The sequence below is a fragment of the Streptomyces sp. NPDC088553 genome, assembly GCF_044752965.1.
Taxonomy (GTDB): Bacteria; Actinomycetota; Actinomycetes; order Streptomycetales; family Streptomycetaceae; genus Streptomyces.
The window spans coordinates 18323-34838 of the sequence record NZ_JBIVMG010000009.1 but is presented as its reverse complement, the minus strand read 5'-3'; the positions used below and the strand labels follow the sequence as shown (position 1 = coordinate 34838).

Below are 16516 nucleotides of genomic sequence, written 5' to 3'. Positions count from 1 at the left end.
GCGGGAAACGGCCACGGCGTATTCCCGCCTCGCCCATCATCCCTGTACCGCCCTCACCTCTGCCAATGTGGCGCCACCGCAGCACCAACAGCCTCCGGAGACGGGTTTCTTGTGCCCTTTTTCCGGAATCAGATGGGGAGAGCGATGCGCCCGATTTCGCGTACGGCCCTGGGGGCGGCGACAGCCGTCGTCCTGGCCGTCACCGCGGTCGCGCCGTCCGTGGCGAACGAGCCGCAGGACGACACGGCCGGCAAGCGACCGCCGGCAGGGAGCGAGGCCGCGGCCCGCACCGGGGGCCGTCCCCTCACGGTGACCCTGGTCACCGGGGACCGCGTCGTGGTCGACCGCGACGCCGACGGCAACCCCTCCGCCACCGCCCTGCCCCGCGAGGACGGCACCGTCCCCCTGGTCCAGACCCGCCGCTCCGGCCAGGACCTGTACGTCTATCCCGAGGGCGCCACCGACGCGCTCGCCGCGGGCCGCGTCGACCAGGAGCTCTTCAACGTCACCGGCCTCGTCCGGCAGGGCTACGACGACGCCGCCAGTACGACGCTTCCCCTCATCGCGGTCTACGGCTCCGACCTCGCGCGCTCCGTCCCCGCCGCCCCGCGCGGCGCGAAGCGCGGCCAGGTCCTCAAGACCGTCGACGGCGTCGCGCTCAAGGCGGAGAAGAAGCAGGCCGCCACGTTCTGGGCCGAGGTGAACACCCCCACGGCCCGCTCCGCCTCCGGAATCACCAAGCTCTGGCTCGACCGCAAGGTCCAGGCCTCCCTGGAGCGCTCGACGAAGCAGGTCCACGCCCCCGAGGCCTGGGCCGCCGGCTACGACGGCACGGGCACCAAGGTCGCCGTCCTCGACACCGGCGCCGACGCCGAGCACCCCGATCTCAAGGGCCGGATCACCGCCTCGGAGAACTTCACCGACTCCGACAGCGCCGACGACCGCCAGGGCCACGGCACCCACACCCTCTCCACCGTCGGCGGCTCCGGCGCGGCGAGCGACGGCAAGAAGAAGGGCGTCGCGCCCGGCGCGGCCCTCCTCAACGGCAAGGTCCTCAACGACTCCGGCTCCGGCGCCGCCTCCTGGATCATCGCGGGCATGGAATGGGCCGTCGCCCAGGGCGCCGACGTCGTCTCGATGAGCCTCGGCAGCCCCGTACCCACCGACTGCACCGACCCGATGAGCCTCGCGGCCGAGGAACTCGCTCAGAACAAGGGCACGTTGTTCGTCATCGCCGCCGGAAACTCGGGCCCCACCCTCAACACGGTCTCCTCGCCCGGCTGCGCCCCCAGCGTGCTCACCGTCGGCGCCACCGACCGCGACGACTCCACCGCGTACTTCTCCAGCCGCGGCCCGACGATCGTCAACCACACCCTCAAGCCCGAGATAGCGGCGCCCGGCGTCGGCATCTCCGCCGCCGCGGCCGGCGGCCGGGGCGTGTACGCCTACCAGTCCATGTCCGGTACGTCGATGGCCACCCCGCACGTCGCGGGCGCCGCCGCCATCGTCAAGCAGCGCCACCCCGGCTGGACCGCCCAGCAGGTCAAGGCCGCGCTCGTCGCCTCCGCCGAGAGCTCCGTCCCCGGCGACGTCCGCGAGGTCGGCGGCGGCCGCCTCGACGTCAAGGCCGCGATCGACCAGACGGTCCTCGGCTCGCCCGCCGTCCAGGGCGGCAGCTTCAACTGGCCGCAGGACAGGACCGACCGCACCACGGTCTCCGTCCCGTACACCAACACCTCCGGCGCCCCGGTCACCCTGAACCTGGCCGTCGAGAAGGTCACCGGCAACGACGGCTCCACCGTGCGGAGTCCGGTCGCCCGCCTCGGCAAGCGCACCGTGACGGTCCCCGCCGGCGCCACCGTCCAGGTCCCGCTGGAGCTCGACCCCACGGCCCGCCTCGACCGCGCCCAGTACGGCGACGTCACCGGCCGCGTGATCGCCACCGGCAGGGGCGGCATCCACGTCTCCACCCCGTTCTCTCTCTACGTCGAGCCCGAAACGGTCACCCTGCGCGTCAAACTGATCGACCGTCAGGGCAACCCCGCCGCCGGAGCCTCCTCCCTCGACGTCATCGGCACCGACGTCGCCAGTGGCGAGCGCCGCTTCAACGACGGCGCCGCCGACCAGGTCTACCGCGTACGCCCCGGCAGCTACTTCCTCTCCTCCTTCGTCACCACCCCCGACGCGGGTGAGGGCGCCACGCTGAACGACTCGCTCAGCTACCTCGGCCGCCCGCAGGTGGAGGTCAAGAAGGACACCACCGTCGTCCTCGACGCCCGCAAGGCCCACAAGCTCTCGGTCGCGACCGACAAGGCCTCCGAGAGCCGCGGCACCACGCTCGCGTTCGCCCGGTCGTGGGACGACTTCTGGCTGCACGCCGGCACCGCCGCCGGCGGGCGCACCATCCGCGGCTACTACGCCTCCGTCGAAGGAGCGGCCGCCGAGGGCGACTTCGAGTTCGGCAGCTATTGGCGCACCGCCGCCCCGCTGGTCTCCTCGCTCCGGACCACCGACGGCCTGACCCTGCACCCGGTCACCGCCTCCACCGGCTCCGACAACCTCGACGGCACCGGCTCCGCCGGTCTCGTGGACGCCGGCACCGGCACCCCCGAGGAGCTCAAGGCCGCCGGCGTCCAAGGCCGCATCGCCCTGGTCCGCTTCCCCGACACCTCCAACTCGGCGACGACCGTGGCCCGCAACGCCAAGGCCGCCGGAGCGGTGGCCGTCCTCGCGTACCGCACCGGCCCCGGCCGCTGGTACCCCACGGGCGGCTTCACCGGCGCCGGCTTCCCGGTCCTCGCCGTCGACTCCGCCGAGGGCGCGGCCCTGCTCGGCAAGCTCGCCGCCGGCGAGGTCGGCCTCTCCTGGAAGGCCACGGCGAAGAGCCCGTACCTCTACCACCTCGCCTTCCCCGAGCAGGGGTCGATCCGCGCCGACAAGAACTACCGCGTCCGCGACGCGCAGCTCGGCCGCACCGAGTCCACCTACCGCGCCATGGGCCTCGCCAACGACTTCATCGACTTCAGCGGCGCCTCCCGGCCCAACGGCGTGTCGGTCTCCTTCGGCGACCTCGCTCCGGTCTCCGCGCCGGGCACCCGCACCGAGTACTACACCGCCGGTGACACGAGTTGGGACCGGATGCTGTCCTCCAGCTTCCCGTTCGGCGAGTACATGATCGGCACCCCGCACACGTACAAGGCCGGCGAGCGGCGCACCGAGCGCTGGTACGACGGGGTCGTCACCCCCACCGCCCCGCGCGACAGCACCGGCAAGCCGGTCCTCGTCGCCGAGCGCCAGGGCAACTACATCGGCTTCTCCGCCGCGATCTGGGGCGACAACACCCACCACGGCGAGGCCGGTTCCTTCGGTGACATCGGTGGCATCCGCCTCAGCCGCGACGGCGAGGTGCTCGGCGAGAGCGGCTGGCCGTTCGGCGCCTTCCCGGTGCCCGCCGACGAGGGCACGTACACCCTCGAACAGAACGTGATGAAGATCGGGAGCAAGGTGTGGGCCCGCTCGAACTCCGTCAATTCGGTATGGAAATTCACCTCCAAGCTCGACGAGAGCGTCTATTCTCAGGGCATCCCGATTCTCTTCCCCCGGTACGACCTTCCGGAGGACGGACTCAAGACCCTCGCCGCGACCGACGGCCAGCACATCGGCCTCACCGCGACGGGTCACGCGGGCTACACTCCCGCGGCGCTCACCTCGGCCAAGCTCTCGTACTCCTACGACGGAGGCACGACCTGGACCGAAGCGCAGGTCTCTCAGCAGGGCGGCCACTGGACCGCGACCGTGAACCACACGGGCGCGACCGGTGAGCAGGTCACCCTGAAGACCGAACTGACGGACGCCAATGGCATCTCCGTCACCCAGACCGTGGTCCGCGCCTACGACGTGCGCTGATCACGCCGGTCCGCCGGGCGTCCTTCCCGTGGGGGGTGGGGCCGCCCGGCGGATCACCCATTTGCAGCAACGGTTTTCCTGATGTCCCGTTTTCGGGCGCCCCGCGCGGTGGACAATAAGGGCATGACTCAGCAGGGGGACGACAACTGGTGGGACAAGCTCTACGACGAGTCGGCGCCGGACACGGCCCCGACGGCGTCGGCTGACACCCTCGACGACCACTTCACCACGGCGACCCGGGCCACCACGGGCCCGCCGGGCGCGACTCCGGGCCAGACGCCGGACCCGTGGGCCGAGGCGGCCGTCCCGGTCCCGGTGCCGCCGAAGGCCGCCGCAGCGCCGAGCCCGCCCGCAGCGCCGCCGAACCCGCCGGCACCACCGAGCCCGCCCGCCGCACCGCCGAACCCGCCGGCAGCGCCGAGCCCGCCCGCAGCGCCGCCCGCCCCGCCCTCGCCTCCGGTGGCCGCCGCGCCGCCCCCGCCGCCCGGCCCCGCCGCACCCCTCGTGCCCGGGCGGGCGCCCTGGGAGGCGCGGCAGGAGGGCCCGCAGACCTTTCCCGCCCCGCCACCGCCGCCTCCGCCCGCCCCGCCCGTCGAGACGCCCACCGTCCAGGTGCCCGGGAGACCGGACGACCGCGAGGGGACCACGACCGGGATCGAACCCGCGTCCGAGCCCGAGGCCGGCTCCGGTTCCGGCCCCGACCTCACCGTCGAGGTCTCCGTGCCCCGGCCCCGTACCGGACACGTCGGCAGTCGGCCGCCCACCTACGAGGCCGAGCCGACCGCGCTGCCCGTCGCCCGGCCCGGGGAGCTCGGCGAGCTGGTGTCCGACACCGTGCTCGACGGCGCCCGGTACGGCACCTGCACCCTGCGGGCCGCCTCCGTACGCGGTGACTCCGCGCGCTACCGGGGCGAGCCCCGCCGCGACGCCCTGCTCACCGCCCGCTTCGGCCACGACGAGACCGCGCTCGTCCTCGTCGCCGTCGCCGCGGGCTCCCGCGCCGCCGAGGACGCCCATCTCGCCGCCGCCGACGCCTGCCAGTGGATCGCCGAGGCCGTCTGCCGCAGCCACGCCCGCCTCTCCGAGGACATCAGGTCCGGCCGCCGCGGCGACCTCAAGTCGGGACTGCACCGGCTCACCGACCGTACGTACGGGAGACTCCGCGCCCGCGCCGCCGAGCGCGGCCTCGCCCCCGACGAGTACACCGCGACCCTCCGCTGTCTGCTCGTCCCCGCCGACCCCGACTGCCGAACCCGGGTCTTCTTCGGCATCGGCGGCGGCGGTCTCTTCCGGCTCCGTGACGGCTCCTGGCAGGACATCGAGCCGCTCCTGCCCGAGCCGGCCGCCGTCACCGGCGCCCCCGTCGTGGGATTCGGCTCGCCGCCTCCGCCGGACGTCGCCTCCGAGACCGAGGAGGGCGACCGGCTCACCATGGACCTCGGCATCACGACCGCGCCGGGACCGCTCGTCGAGGAGCCCGTGCCGCCGCCTGCCGAGCCGTTCCGCTTCCGCGCGTCCGTCGCCCGCCCCGGCGACACCCTGCTCCTCGCCTCACCCGGCCTCGCGGAGCCGATGCGCGGCGAACCCGCCCTCGCCCGCGAGCTGGCCGCCCGCTGGGCCGACGCCGAGGCCCCCGGCCTGGCCGCGTTCCTCGCCGACACCCAGCTGAGGGTGACCGGGTACGCCGACGACCGTACGGGGGTGGGTGTCTGGGAGGCGTAATCCACCGGGCGCAACCCGCCGGGCGCAACCCGCCGGGCCATGGGTTGATGGAGCCATGGCCAAACAGAACGTGGCGGAGCAGTTCGTCGACATCCTCGTCCGCGCGGGAGTCCGACGCCTGTACGGCGTCGTCGGTGACAGCCTGAACCCGGTCGTCGACGCGATCCGCCGTACCCCCTCGCTCGACTGGATCCAGGTGCGGCACGAGGAGACCGCGGCCTTCGCCGCCGGCGCCGAGGCCCAGATCACCGGTGGCCTCGCCGCCTGCGCCGGTTCCTGCGGACCGGGGAACCTGCACCTCATCAACGGCCTGTACGACGCCCACCGCTCGATGGCCCCGGTCCTGGCCCTCGCCTCGCACATCCCGTCGAGCGAGATCGGCCTGGGCTACTTCCAGGAGACCCACCCCGACCAGCTCTTCCGCGAGTGCAGCCACTACAGCGAACTCATCTCCAACCCGCGGCAGATGCCCCGGCTGCTCCACACCGCGATCCAGCACGCCGTCGGCCGCGGCGGCGTCAGTGTCGTCGCGCTGCCCGGTGACATCGCCTCCCAGCCGGCCCCGGAGAAGGCGGTGGAGACCGCGCTCGTCACCTCCCGGCCGACCGTCCGCCCGGGGGACGCCGAGATCGACGCCCTGGTCCGGATGATCGACGCGGCCGACCGGGTGACGCTCTTCTGCGGCAGCGGGACGGCCGGGGCACACCCCGAGGTGATGCAGTTCGCCGAGCGGATCAAGTCACCGGTCGGCCACGCGCTGCGGGGCAAGGAGTGGATCCAGTACGACAATCCGTTCGACGTCGGCATGAGTGGACTGCTCGGCTACGGCGCCGCGTACGAGGCCACCCACGAGTGCGATCTGCTGATCCTGCTCGGCACCGACTTCCCGTACAACGCCTTCCTGCCCGACGACGTCAAGATCGTCCAGGTGGACGTCCGGCCCGAACGCCTCGGCCGCCGCTCCCGGCTCGACCTCGCCGTCTGGGGCGACGTCCGGGAGACCCTGCGCTGTGTGATCCCCCGGGTCAGGGCGAAGACCGACCGGCGCTTCCTCGACAAGATGCTCAAGAAGCACGCCGACGCGCTCGAAGGCGTGGTCAAGGCCTACACCCGCAAGGTCGAGAAGCACGTCCCGATCCACCCCGAGTACGTGGCCTCCGTGATCGACGAACTCGCCGATGACGACGCCGTGTTCACGGTCGACACCGGGATGTGCAACGTCTGGGCGGCCCGCTACCTCAGCCCCAACGGGCGGCGCAGGATCATCGGTTCGTTCAGCCACGGCTCGATGGCGAACGCGCTGCCGCAGGCCATCGGCGCCCAGTTCACCGACCGGAACCGGCAGGTCGTCTCGCTCTCCGGGGACGGTGGATTCTCCATGCTGATGGGCGACTTCCTCACCCTCGTGCAGTACGACCTGCCGGTGAAGGTGATCGTCTTCAACAACTCCTCGCTCGGCATGGTCGAGCTGGAGATGCTGGTCTCCGGACTTCCCTCGTACGGAACGACGAACAAGAACCCGGACTTCGCGGCCATCGCCCGCGCCGCCGGGGCCTACGGCGTGCGGGTCGAGAAGCCCAAGCATCTGACGAGCGCCCTCAAGGACGCCTTCAAGCACAAGGGACCGGCCCTGGTGGACGTCGTCACCGATCCCAACGCGCTGTCCATCCCCCCGCGGATCAGCGCCGACATGGTGACCGGCTTCGCCCTCTCCGCCAGCAAGATCGTCCTGGACGGGGGAGTGGGGCGGATGGTCCAGATGGCCCGCTCCAACCTGCGCAACGTGCCCCGACTCTGAGGGAATGCGGGCGTTTTGGCGGGGCATGCATCCCCGTGAGCCTGTTCGACGCGATCTGTGGGTGGGGGATATGGCCGGGGAGGCACGACAGCCGACTCAACTGCTCAGAAAGGTGGGATGCGAGGATCTCACCGCGGTGCCGGAGGTGCGACATGCCTTGCGTGAACTGCTGGGGAAATGGGGCCGACCGGGCGCCTCCGACGTGGCGGAACTGCTCACCAGCGAGCTGGTGACCAACGCCCTGATCCACACCGAGCACGGGGCCGTCGTGACGGCGACGGTCGTGCCCGAGCAGCTGAGGGTCGAGGTCCGCGACTTCGTCCCCGGTCTCGCGCCACCGCACGTACCGCCCGCCGACGACGGTACGCACGGCAGGGGGCTGATCCTCGTCGATGCCCTGGCCGACTCCTGGGGGGTCGAGAACCACGGGGTGGGCAAGGTGGTGTGGTTCGAACTGAACGGCGGGGCCGCCTGAGAGGCGGCCCCGCCGGTGTGTGGTGGACGGAGTGATGCTCAGCCGAACTGCTGCTCCAGGTCCTTGAGCTTGCGCTCAAGGGAGTCGAGACGGGGCAGCGTCTGGGTGTCGTCCTCCGCGGTGAGGTCCACCGTCCGGGAGTCGCTCGTGTGCGTGTCACGACCCCTGACGGCTTGGAGGGAGGGCCGGGGTCGAAGCGGCAGTTGTCCCGGATCCGCTATGGCCGGTTCCGCGACGGCGGCCTGCACGGACGCCGACGCGGAAGCGGAACCCGAGCCGGTGCCGGACCCCGAACCCGGGCCCGTACCGGAGCCCGAGGTGGCGTTGAGCGCCGCCATCTCCACCTGACGGCCGCCACCCCGGCCGAGCCCGAAGGCGCGGTGCTGACGGTTGATCGCCTTCAGCCGTGCCCGGTCGAGCTTGACCTGGTCGCGACGGCGGATCCGGTTCTGCTCCTTCTCCCGCCGGTCCTCGCGCACCTCGTCGACGGCCTCGTCCAGGGTCCGTACGCCCTCCAGGAGCATCAGCGACCAGGCGGCGAACGTCTCCCGGGGCGCCCTCATCCACCGCACGATCCGGATCTGCGGCAGCGGGCGGGGCACCAGGCCCTGCTCGCGCAGCGCGGCCCTGCGGGTCTGCTTGAGCGCCCGGTCGAAGAGGACCGCCGCCGAGAGGGACATGCCCGCGAAGAACTGCGGCGCCCCGTCGTGGCCCAGGCCACGCGGTGCGTGCACCCAGTTGAACCAGGCCGCCGCGCCCGCGAACAGCCAGACGAGCAGGCGCGAGCCGAGGGCCGCGTCGCCGTGGCTGGCCTCGCGGACCGCGAGCACCGAGCAGAACATGGCGGCGCCGTCGAGTCCGAAGGGGACGAGGTACTCCCAGCCCCCGGTGAGGTTGAGGTTCTGCCGGCCGAAGCCGACGAGGCCGTGGAAGGACAGGGCCGCGGCGACCGCGGCGCAGCAGAAGAGGAGGACGTAGGAAGCGGTGCCGTACACGGCTTCCTTGCGTCTGCGGCGCTCCTCGCTGCGTTCCCAGGAGTCCTCGGCCGCGGCCTGGTCACCGGCGCGCTTCCCGCGCGCGAGCACCGCCACCGCCGTCAGGACTCCGGCCACCATGACGCCACCCGGAAGCAGCCAGTCCAGCGATATGTCGGTCAGTCTCATGCGGTGTCCCTTGCATCGCAGTAGGGCGTTTGGCGGCCCATACTGGCCGACCCCGTGGGGCGCTCAAGGGGTTTCCGGGCAAGAGCACGCCAACGGGGCCCCACGACATACGAATAGGTGCGATCTGGTCGAACGCCCATACAGGGAAAGGGGTTTGAGTTCGATTTACGCCACCCGTCCGGGTGGCGTAATCACTCGGGAGCCTCAGGCGGTCGCCGTGAGCCGACGCACCCGCTCGGCGTCGCACGTGCGCGGACAGGTGAGGCAGGTGTCCTCGGGGCGCAGCGTGTAGAAGAAGCAGCAGGTCGCCCGGTCGCGCGTGGCGCGCGGGGCACCGTCCGGTCCCTCGGTGCCGGGCAGTTCGCGGAAGCCCGCAGCGCCCGCGTAGGGCTTGTACGGCTTGACGGTGCCCGGCATCAGGAGGTCGAGCTCGTCCATCGCCCGCCGCTCCTCGCCGAGCAGGGCGCCGACGTACCAGAGGCCCTCGACGATCTCGTCCGTGGCCATCCCCCACAGGGCGCGGCGGCCGCGCCGCATCCGGGAGCCGAAGCCTTCGAGGATCGCCTCGAAGTGCTCGGCGAGCGAGGCGCGCACCTCGGCCCGCAGGGCGTCCTCGTCGGGGACGACCCGGGCGCCGGGGAGCGACGCGGCGGGGTCGCCGGGCAGACAGGCGAACTCCTCCACCCGGACGGCCATCCGCCCGAGCGCCCGCTGGAAGGAGACGTTCCGTGCGGGCAGCCGGGGCACCCTGCGGTCCAGGAACCAGGGGACGGTGACGAGCAGACAGGCGGGCCACGCGTACCGGTGCAGTCCGAAGCTGGCGACGACGTCGGGCCGGGCCTGGGTGCCGTAGTCGCGCAGCACCTGCGCGTTGTCCCAGGCGAGGAAGGCGTCGAGATCGGGGCCGCCGGCCGCGAGCTCGTCCGCGCCGACCCAGCCCGCGCCGCGCGGCAGCCGCTCGCCGCGGACGAGTTCCTCCATCCGGAGATGGGGGAAGACCTCGGCGAGCCGGGCGTAGGCGGCCGCGACGGGCGAGGTCGGAGAGGCGGGCAACAGGGCGGGGACGGTCATGGGGACCACCGAATCGCGAGCGTTGGCAGGTTAGCCTTACCTTACCCGATTCGCAGTCACCTCTCACCACCGGCCCAGGGCCTCCGACCAGCGAGGCAGCCCTCACACCCCTGATGTCGGTCTGTTCGCCTATGGTGCACAGAGGACCCGCGCGACGCGAGCCGGGCCCGGCACGAGGCCGCAGGAGGACCCGGGTGGAGCAGGGCGCAGCGCGCGAGCGGGCGACGGAGAGGCCGTCCCCGCCCTTCGGCGACGCCGCCCGGGACGCGGAGGGGGCCGCACGGGTGCCGGAGCAGGCGCGTGGCACGGGACGGCCCAGTGGCGCGGAGTACGCCCGGGGCGAGTCCGCCCAGGGCGAGTTCACCCGTGGCGGGTCCGCCGGTGGCGAGGCGGTTCGGGGCGATGGCATTCCGTGCGAATCGGTACGAGCTGAGCTTGTTCGGGGTGAATCGGCGCAAGGTGAGTTCCCTCATGTCGAGTTCCCCCGTGGCGAGGCCGCCCGCGGCGAGTCCCCCCGTACGGGGTCCGCCCCCGGCGAGGCCGCTCGGACTGAGGTCGCCCGTGGCGACGCCGTTCGGAGCGAGTCCGCCCGCACCGAGTCCGTCCGTGGCGACGTCTTCCGTGGCGACGCCGTTCGGAGTGAGTCCGCCCGTGGCGAGGCCGTTCGAGGGGAGCACACGCACTGCGAGCCGGACGGCCCCGGCGTCGGCCCCGCGCCCGGTGTCGCCCCGGTTCCCGTCCCCGCGCGCGCTCCCGTCCCCCGTGTCGTACGGCATTCCGTCCGTGGCCAGATCCTCGACGCGCTCCGCACCGCCCTCGTCGGTGGCGAGCTCGTCCCCGGCGAGGTGTACTCCGCCCCCGCCCTCGGCGAGCGGTTCGGCGTCTCGGCCACCCCGGTCCGCGAGGCCATGCAGCGCCTCGCCGTCGAGGGCGCTGTCGAGGTCGTGCCGAACCGCGGCTTCCGTGTCACCGAACGCACCCCGCGCGAGCTCGCCGAACTCGCCGAGGTCCGCGCGCTCATCGAGGTCCCCGTCATGCTGCGGCTCGCGCGCACGGTCCCGGCCGCCCGCTGGGCCGAGCTCCGCCCGCTCGCGGAGGCGACCTCGAACGCCGCGGCCCGGGGTGACCGCGCCCACTACGCCGAGGCCGACCGGGCCTTCCACCGGGCCGTCCTCTCCCTCGCGGGGAACGAGCAGCTGCTCGCCGTCGCCGACGACCTCCACCGCCGCTCCCAGTGGCCCCTGATGAGCGCCCCCGTCGTCCGCCACGGCGTGCTCGTCGCCGACGCGGCCGAGCACACCGCTCTGCTCGACGCCCTGCTCGCCCAGGACCTCCCGGTCGTCGAAGCCCTCGTCCGCGAACACTTCACGGGCTCCAACGCCTGACCCCCGTCGCCCGACCGCCCCGCGAAACCCGCGAAACCCGCGGAAGCTCCCGGAAGTCCGTCCCCGCGACAGGGCGGTCCCCGAGGGCCCGCGCCCACTAAGGTCAAGGGCGACAGCCGCCCGTACCGCGTCGCCCGTGAGGTGCCCCATGCCGTCCGCGACCCCGTCCCCGGCGGACGGAGGCCGACCCGTCACCGGTACGGAGACCGAGGCCACCGCCCTGCTCGGCTGGCTCACCGATCCCGAGGCGCCGCGGCTCTGCCTCGTCACCGGCGCCCCCGGCAGCGGCAAGACGGCTCTGCTCGGCTGGTTCGCCAAGCACGGCCCGCGGGCCGGCCGGCCGCGCCGCCGCACGGCCCGGGTGCTCGTTCCGCTGGCCGGACAGAGCGCCCTCGGCGCGACCTGGACGATCGCCGACCGCCTCGGCGTGGTGGCGCGGTCGCCCGGCGACCTCGTGCACGCCCTCGCCACCAGCGAGGCCCGGCCCGCCGGCCGCGCCGTCCTGCTCCTCACCGATCTGCACGCCGCCGCCGAACCCGCCGCGCTCACCGATCTGATCGCCGAGCTCGCGGGCGTCGGCCGGGTCCGTCTCGTGGTCGAGGCCCGCAGCGGCACCCCGGCCCCCGCCGCCCTGCGCACCGACCGCCGGGTAGCCGTCGTGGACCTCGACGGCGACGACGGCACCCCCGGCCCCGGAGCCCCCGAGCGGGCCCGGCCGCTGCCGGACCTCTCCGACCCGGTGGCCGTCTGCACGGCCGACCCGTTGCTCGTCACCACCGCGTACGTCACGGGGGCGGCCGCCGCCGGACTCCCGGGCACGCTCGACGGCCCCGAGGCACCCGCCCGCCCCGGCGAGAGCGCCGCCGAGGACCACGGCGGTCTCCGGGCCGCCTGGATGCGGGCCGGTCAGTCCCTCTGCCGCGAACAGGCTCCCGCCGAAAGGGCGTCGGTGCTGCTGTCCGCGCTCGGCGACGGTGCCGACCCCCGGTTGCGTCCCGCGCTCGCCGAGCTCGCGGAGGGCTCGCCCTGGCGGCTGCGCTGGGCCCGGCACCGCGGCGATCTGACCCCGCCCTGGCCGGGTCCCGTCACCGTCCTCGGCGCGGCGGGCGGGCCGTTGGAGGGGACGCTCCTCGTCGGTGACCGCACCGGCGCCGTGCGGCTGCTCCACGAGGCCGACGCGAGTCCGGCGGGCCGTCTCGCCCACACCGTGCCCGGCCGGGTCACCGCGCTCGCTCCCGCGCCCGACGGCACCGTGCTGCTCCTGGACGACCGGGGCCGACTGCACACCGTGCGGGGGACGACGCCGCGGGCCCCGTATCTGGAGCGCCTCACGGAGGCCGTCTCGGCGACCCTGGCCCGGCACCCGGGAACGGCCCTCGCGGCGATCGCGGGTTCGGTGGTGGTGGGGGACCGGCTCGGCTCGGTGCACGCCTTCGGTCTGCGGGGCCTGCACCAGGCCGCCTCGCACAGCGGTCGGGTCACGGCGGTCGCGGCGGTGGACTCCGAGACCCCGTTCGTCTGCTCCGGCGGTGTCGACGGGACCGTCCGGCTCTGGACCCCGGGCCGCGATCCGCGCCCCGAACCCCTCACCGAACGGCCCTCGCCCGTGGTCTCCCTGCATGCGACGGAGACCTCGCACGGTCCGCTGATCGCCGTCGCCTGGGGCGACGGACTCGTCGGACTCCACCGCCCGGAGGGCGGCCCGGCGCTCTCGTTCCGCCCGGGCCCCCCGGTCCGCGCGGTCGCCGTGACCGGCGCCGGCTCCCTGCTCATCGGCACCGACGAGAGCCTGGTGTGTCTCGTGCCGAAGCGCACGACGTTCTGACGCGTCGGCCCGAGGACTCCTCAGGATTCCTGAGGTGCCGTCACCAACCCCTCAAGTGGAGGGACTTCAGGTGGCCGGCTGCGGCGTCAGCTGGCTCGCGAGCCAGGTCGGCACGCCACCCAGGAGGCGGAAGAGACGGCGGGCCTCGGCGCGCAGCCGCCCCGCCTCCGGCTCGGTCTCCGTGGTGGCGAGGGCGGTGAGAGCCGGGGCCGTACCGACCAGGTAGCCCAACTCCTCCCGGATGCGCAGCGATTCGGCGAAGCCATGCCGGGCTTCCGCCAACTCCCCCTCCCTCAGAGCGAGTCCGGCGAGGTGTCGCCAAGTGGACGACAGCAGAAGCGAGTCGCCCTGCGCGGTGGCCCCGGCGTGCGCCCTGCGGTACGCGGCGCGGGCCGCCTGCGGGGAGTCGCCGAGGTTCTGCGCGATGAGCCCGCGCCGCAGGTCGAGCAGCGGCCGGCCCTCGGCGGACGGGGCGATGAGGGCGGCGGCCCGGCCCAGGGCCATGCGTGCCTCGTCGGCCCGGTCGCGCACCCCCAGAAGGGTCGACGCGTAGGCCAGATAACCGCGTTCGCAGGCGGCGGCCCCGCGTTCCTCGTCGGTCCCGGCCACCGCCTCGGCCGCCCGGAGCGCCTCCTCCGCGTCGGCCCAGCCCTGTTCCGTGTAGAGGCAGCGCTCGATCAGCAGCGCGGCCCGTTCGAGTGCGGCGGCCGGTTCGGTCGCGTGGGGCGCGAGGAGCGCGGCCGCGTCCGTCCAGCAACCCCGGGAGCGGAGCCGCCATATGGCGGTCTCCACGGGAGTCTCCTTGCCGTAGGCGAGGGACGGGTCTCCGCCGCCCCCTGTTTCGGAACCAGACATGGCGGTATCCGCCACATTGCCCTCCCCGAGCGCGCCATTGAGCTGTTGAGTGAGACCCGCATCTCAGCACGAAGGGGAGTACGTGGCCAAGGGGTCAGGTGAAAGAATTCACAAGAGTCCGGTGGATCGGTGTACCGCTGTCCGGACCGTGGCCGAAAGGGCGCCGAAGCCCCGCCGGGCCCGCGATCAGGCCCCGGCGGGGCCCGCCGGCCGCCCCGGCCGACGGGCCCCCACCGGCCCTGACGTCACTCCGTCGGACTCGCCCGAAAGGGTGAATCCGCGTGGGATCCCCCGGGTCGTCCGATCAGCTCGTCTCAGCTCATCCGCAGGGCGAGGAAGAAGTCGAGCTTGTCCTCGAGGCGGGACAGGTCACGGCCCGTGAGCTGCTCGATCCGGCCCACCCGGTAGCGCAGCGTGTTCACGTGCAGGTGGAGCCTGGTCGCGCAGCGGGTCCAGGAGCCGTCGCAGTCGAGGAAGGCCTCCAGGGTCGGGATGAGCTCTGCCCGGTGCCGGCGGTCGTAGTCGCGCAGCGGGTCGAGCAGCCGGGCCGTGAACGCGCGCCGGACGTCGTCCGGGACGAACGGCAGCAGCAGCACGTGCGAGGCCAGCTCGTGGTGGCCCGCGGCGCAGACCCGGCCCGGCCGGGCCGCGGCGACCCGGCGGGCGTGCCGGGCCTCCTCCAGGGCCCCGCGCAGGCCCTCCGCCGAGTGCACGGCGGCGCTGACACCGAGGGTGAGCCGCCCGTCGTCGGCCAGGCCGGCCGACAGCGGAGCGCGTACGGCCGCGAGCAGCGCGTCCGCGTGCAGGCCGAGCGCGGTGGCCGGGCTCTCGTCCTCGCTGTCCGGCAGCGGACCCGCGGCCAGCGGGACCAGCGCGATGGCCTCGTCGCCGCTGTGCGCCACGGCGATCCGATCGGCGGACTCGGCGCCCACGGTCGCCGGGTCGACGAGGATCTCCTCCAGGAGCGCCTGGGCGACCGGGCCGGCCTCCACGGCGGGGCTCTGACCGGCCTCCTGCTCCCACTCGACCCTGGCCACGACCACCTGCCAGTGCGGGGCCGTGCCGAGACCCGGCAGCAGCACCGGGGCGGCCACCCGCAGCCTGGCGGCGATCTCGGCGGGCGCGGCGCCCGTCTGCACCAGCTCCAGGACCTCCTGGGCGAGACGGCGCCGCACCGTACGGGCCGCGTCGCGCCGGTCCCGCTCGACGGCGATCAGCTGGGTGACGCCCTGGAGCAGGTCGAGCCGGGCGGCCGGCCAGTCCCCGGCGTCCGCCTCGACGGCGAGGAGCCAGTCCGAGAGGACCGTCTCGCGCACATCACGGGAGGCGGGGGCGGCGCCCCGGCCGGTGTTGCGGATCGGGAAGAGGGAGTACGCCGTTCCGCCCGTGCTCAGCCGGTGCGGGCCGCGCCGTCCGGTCCGGGTGGCGGCCAGGTGCTCACCGGCGAGGGTGGCGGCCAGCGAGGGCGGGAGGGGCTCGCCCGCGCCGGCGATCTGGCGGCCGGTGGGGGAGAGGACCCAGGCCCGCAGGTCCAGGTCGGAGCCGAGCAGGTCGAGGACCACCTCGGGTCCGCCGCCCGCCGGTCCGGAGGTCATGAGCCGCCGGTGCCGGTCGACGACGGCCGCCAGGTCACCCGCCCGCTCGCCGGAGACCTGTCGAACGACGTGTTCGGTGATCGTCGCGAACGCAACGGTCTCGTTCACCGCGAAAAGCGGCAGCCGATGGCGTGAACACGCCTCTACGAGATCGTCGGGGATGTCGCCCAGCTCGGCCTCGCCCGCCGCGAGGGCGGCGACCCCGGCGGAGGCCAGGATCCGGACGAAGGGCTCGGCGTCGGCCGGCTCCCGCAGCCAGGCGAGGCCGGTCAGCACCAGCTCGCCGCCGGACAGGTACCGGCTGGGGTCCTTGAGATCCGTCGTCATCACGCCGCGGACGGTGCGGTCCAGCTCGTCCTCGCCGCCGAGCAGGCGCAGCCCGAGCGCGTCGTTCTCCAGCAGTGCGCGCAGCCGCATCGTGTCGCCGCCGTTCCTTCGTCAGTGGGTGGTGGGGATGTCGCATTGTCGACGGTGGCGTGGGGCCACCGTTTCCAGGGGAAAACGGCGAGGTAACCGTTCCCCGCCTTTCGTTCGAATCTACAAGACGACGACGGGACCCAGCCAACTCCTTCATGTTTTCGGTGACTGCACCCGGGCGATCGTCGGCTTGTGTACTAGGCCACACACCGCGTTAACAGCACATGAACGTGAAGTCGAGGACCGGCCGTCCCCCCGGAATCCCTGCGCACGACCCCCGATCACCAGAATCACTAGAAGAGAG

At 73.6% G+C, this 16516-nt stretch carries 10 protein-coding genes; 6 read left to right on the top strand and 4 right to left on the bottom strand.

Annotation, left to right across the window (positions count from 1 at the left end):
- Positions 1-144 precede the first annotated feature (144 nt).
- The 4 genes from ACIP8Z_RS28605 to ACIP8Z_RS28590 all read left to right on the top strand — a co-directional run bounded on the left by ACIP8Z_RS28605 (position 145) and on the right by ACIP8Z_RS28590 (position 7901).
- On the top strand, positions 145-3906 hold the full coding sequence (locus tag ACIP8Z_RS28605) for a S8 family peptidase (protein ID WP_402088408.1): 3762 nt from the start codon (positions 145-147) through the stop codon (positions 3904-3906).
- Between the two features lie 123 nt (positions 3907-4029).
- On the top strand, positions 4030-5628 hold the full coding sequence (locus ACIP8Z_RS28600) for a protein phosphatase 2C domain-containing protein (RefSeq protein WP_402088405.1): 1599 nt from the start codon (positions 4030-4032) through the stop codon (positions 5626-5628).
- 55 nt (positions 5629-5683) lie between these two features.
- The gene (locus ACIP8Z_RS28595) at positions 5684-7426 is read left to right on the top strand and encodes a pyruvate dehydrogenase (RefSeq protein WP_402088402.1); all 1743 of its coding nucleotides are present in this window, start codon (positions 5684-5686) and stop codon (positions 7424-7426) included.
- A 70-nt stretch (positions 7427-7496) separates the two neighbouring features.
- Positions 7497-7901 (top strand): ATP-binding protein, encoded by a 405-nt coding sequence (locus ACIP8Z_RS28590; RefSeq protein ID WP_319322053.1) that lies wholly within the window; start codon positions 7497-7499, stop codon positions 7899-7901.
- A gap of 38 nt (positions 7902-7939) precedes the next feature.
- Here the strand turns inward: ACIP8Z_RS28590 and ACIP8Z_RS28585 are convergent, their stop codons facing one another.
- Together ACIP8Z_RS28585 and ACIP8Z_RS28580 are read right to left on the bottom strand one after the other, a co-directional pair.
- Positions 7940-9064, bottom strand: coding sequence for a DUF2637 domain-containing protein (locus tag ACIP8Z_RS28585; RefSeq protein WP_402088400.1), 1125 nt, complete (start codon positions 9062-9064; stop codon positions 7940-7942).
- Between the two features lie 204 nt (positions 9065-9268).
- Positions 9269-10135: a (2Fe-2S)-binding protein gene (locus tag ACIP8Z_RS28580; protein WP_402088397.1), complete on the bottom strand. Its 867-nt coding sequence runs from the start codon at positions 10133-10135 to the stop codon at positions 9269-9271.
- A 407-nt stretch (positions 10136-10542) separates the two neighbouring features.
- Here ACIP8Z_RS28580 and ACIP8Z_RS28575 point away from each other — a divergent pair, with 407 nt between their 5' ends.
- Positions 10543-11520: a GntR family transcriptional regulator gene (locus ACIP8Z_RS28575; RefSeq protein ID WP_402088877.1), complete on the top strand. Its 978-nt coding sequence runs from the start codon at positions 10543-10545 to the stop codon at positions 11518-11520.
- Between the two features lie 148 nt (positions 11521-11668).
- Positions 11669-13345 carry a WD40 repeat domain-containing protein gene (locus tag ACIP8Z_RS28570; RefSeq protein WP_402088394.1) on the top strand — a complete coding sequence of 559 codons (1677 nt, stop codon included), beginning with the start codon at positions 11669-11671 and terminating at the stop codon, positions 13343-13345.
- A 66-nt stretch (positions 13346-13411) separates the two neighbouring features.
- On the opposite strand, the gene ACIP8Z_RS28565 is transcribed toward ACIP8Z_RS28570, so the two are convergent.
- Positions 13412-14200: a hypothetical protein gene (locus ACIP8Z_RS28565; RefSeq protein WP_402088392.1), complete on the bottom strand. Its 789-nt coding sequence runs from the start codon at positions 14198-14200 to the stop codon at positions 13412-13414.
- 314 nt (positions 14201-14514) lie between these two features.
- On the bottom strand, positions 14515-16212 hold the full coding sequence (locus ACIP8Z_RS28560) for a PucR family transcriptional regulator (protein ID WP_402088389.1): 1698 nt from the start codon (positions 16210-16212) through the stop codon (positions 14515-14517).
- Positions 16213-16516 lie beyond the last annotated feature (304 nt).

Coding starts and splice junctions, on each gene's coding strand:
- ACIP8Z_RS28605 (WP_402088408.1), top strand. CDS start 145: ATGCGCCCGATTTCGCGTACGGCCCTGGGGGCGGCGACAGCCGTCGTC.
- ACIP8Z_RS28600 (WP_402088405.1), top strand. CDS start 4,030: ATGACTCAGCAGGGGGACGACAACTGGTGGGACAAGCTCTACGACGAG.
- ACIP8Z_RS28595 (WP_402088402.1), top strand. CDS start 5,684: ATGGCCAAACAGAACGTGGCGGAGCAGTTCGTCGACATCCTCGTCCGC.
- ACIP8Z_RS28590 (WP_319322053.1), top strand. CDS start 7,497: ATGGCCGGGGAGGCACGACAGCCGACTCAACTGCTCAGAAAGGTGGGA.
- ACIP8Z_RS28585 (WP_402088400.1), bottom strand. CDS start 9,064: ATGAGACTGACCGACATATCGCTGGACTGGCTGCTTCCGGGTGGCGTC.
- ACIP8Z_RS28580 (WP_402088397.1), bottom strand. CDS start 10,135: ATGACCGTCCCCGCCCTGTTGCCCGCCTCTCCGACCTCGCCCGTCGCG.
- ACIP8Z_RS28570 (WP_402088394.1), top strand. CDS start 11,669: ATGCCGTCCGCGACCCCGTCCCCGGCGGACGGAGGCCGACCCGTCACC.
- ACIP8Z_RS28565 (WP_402088392.1), bottom strand. CDS start 14,200: ATGTCTGGTTCCGAAACAGGGGGCGGCGGAGACCCGTCCCTCGCCTAC.
- ACIP8Z_RS28560 (WP_402088389.1), bottom strand. CDS start 16,212: ATGCGGCTGCGCGCACTGCTGGAGAACGACGCGCTCGGGCTGCGCCTG.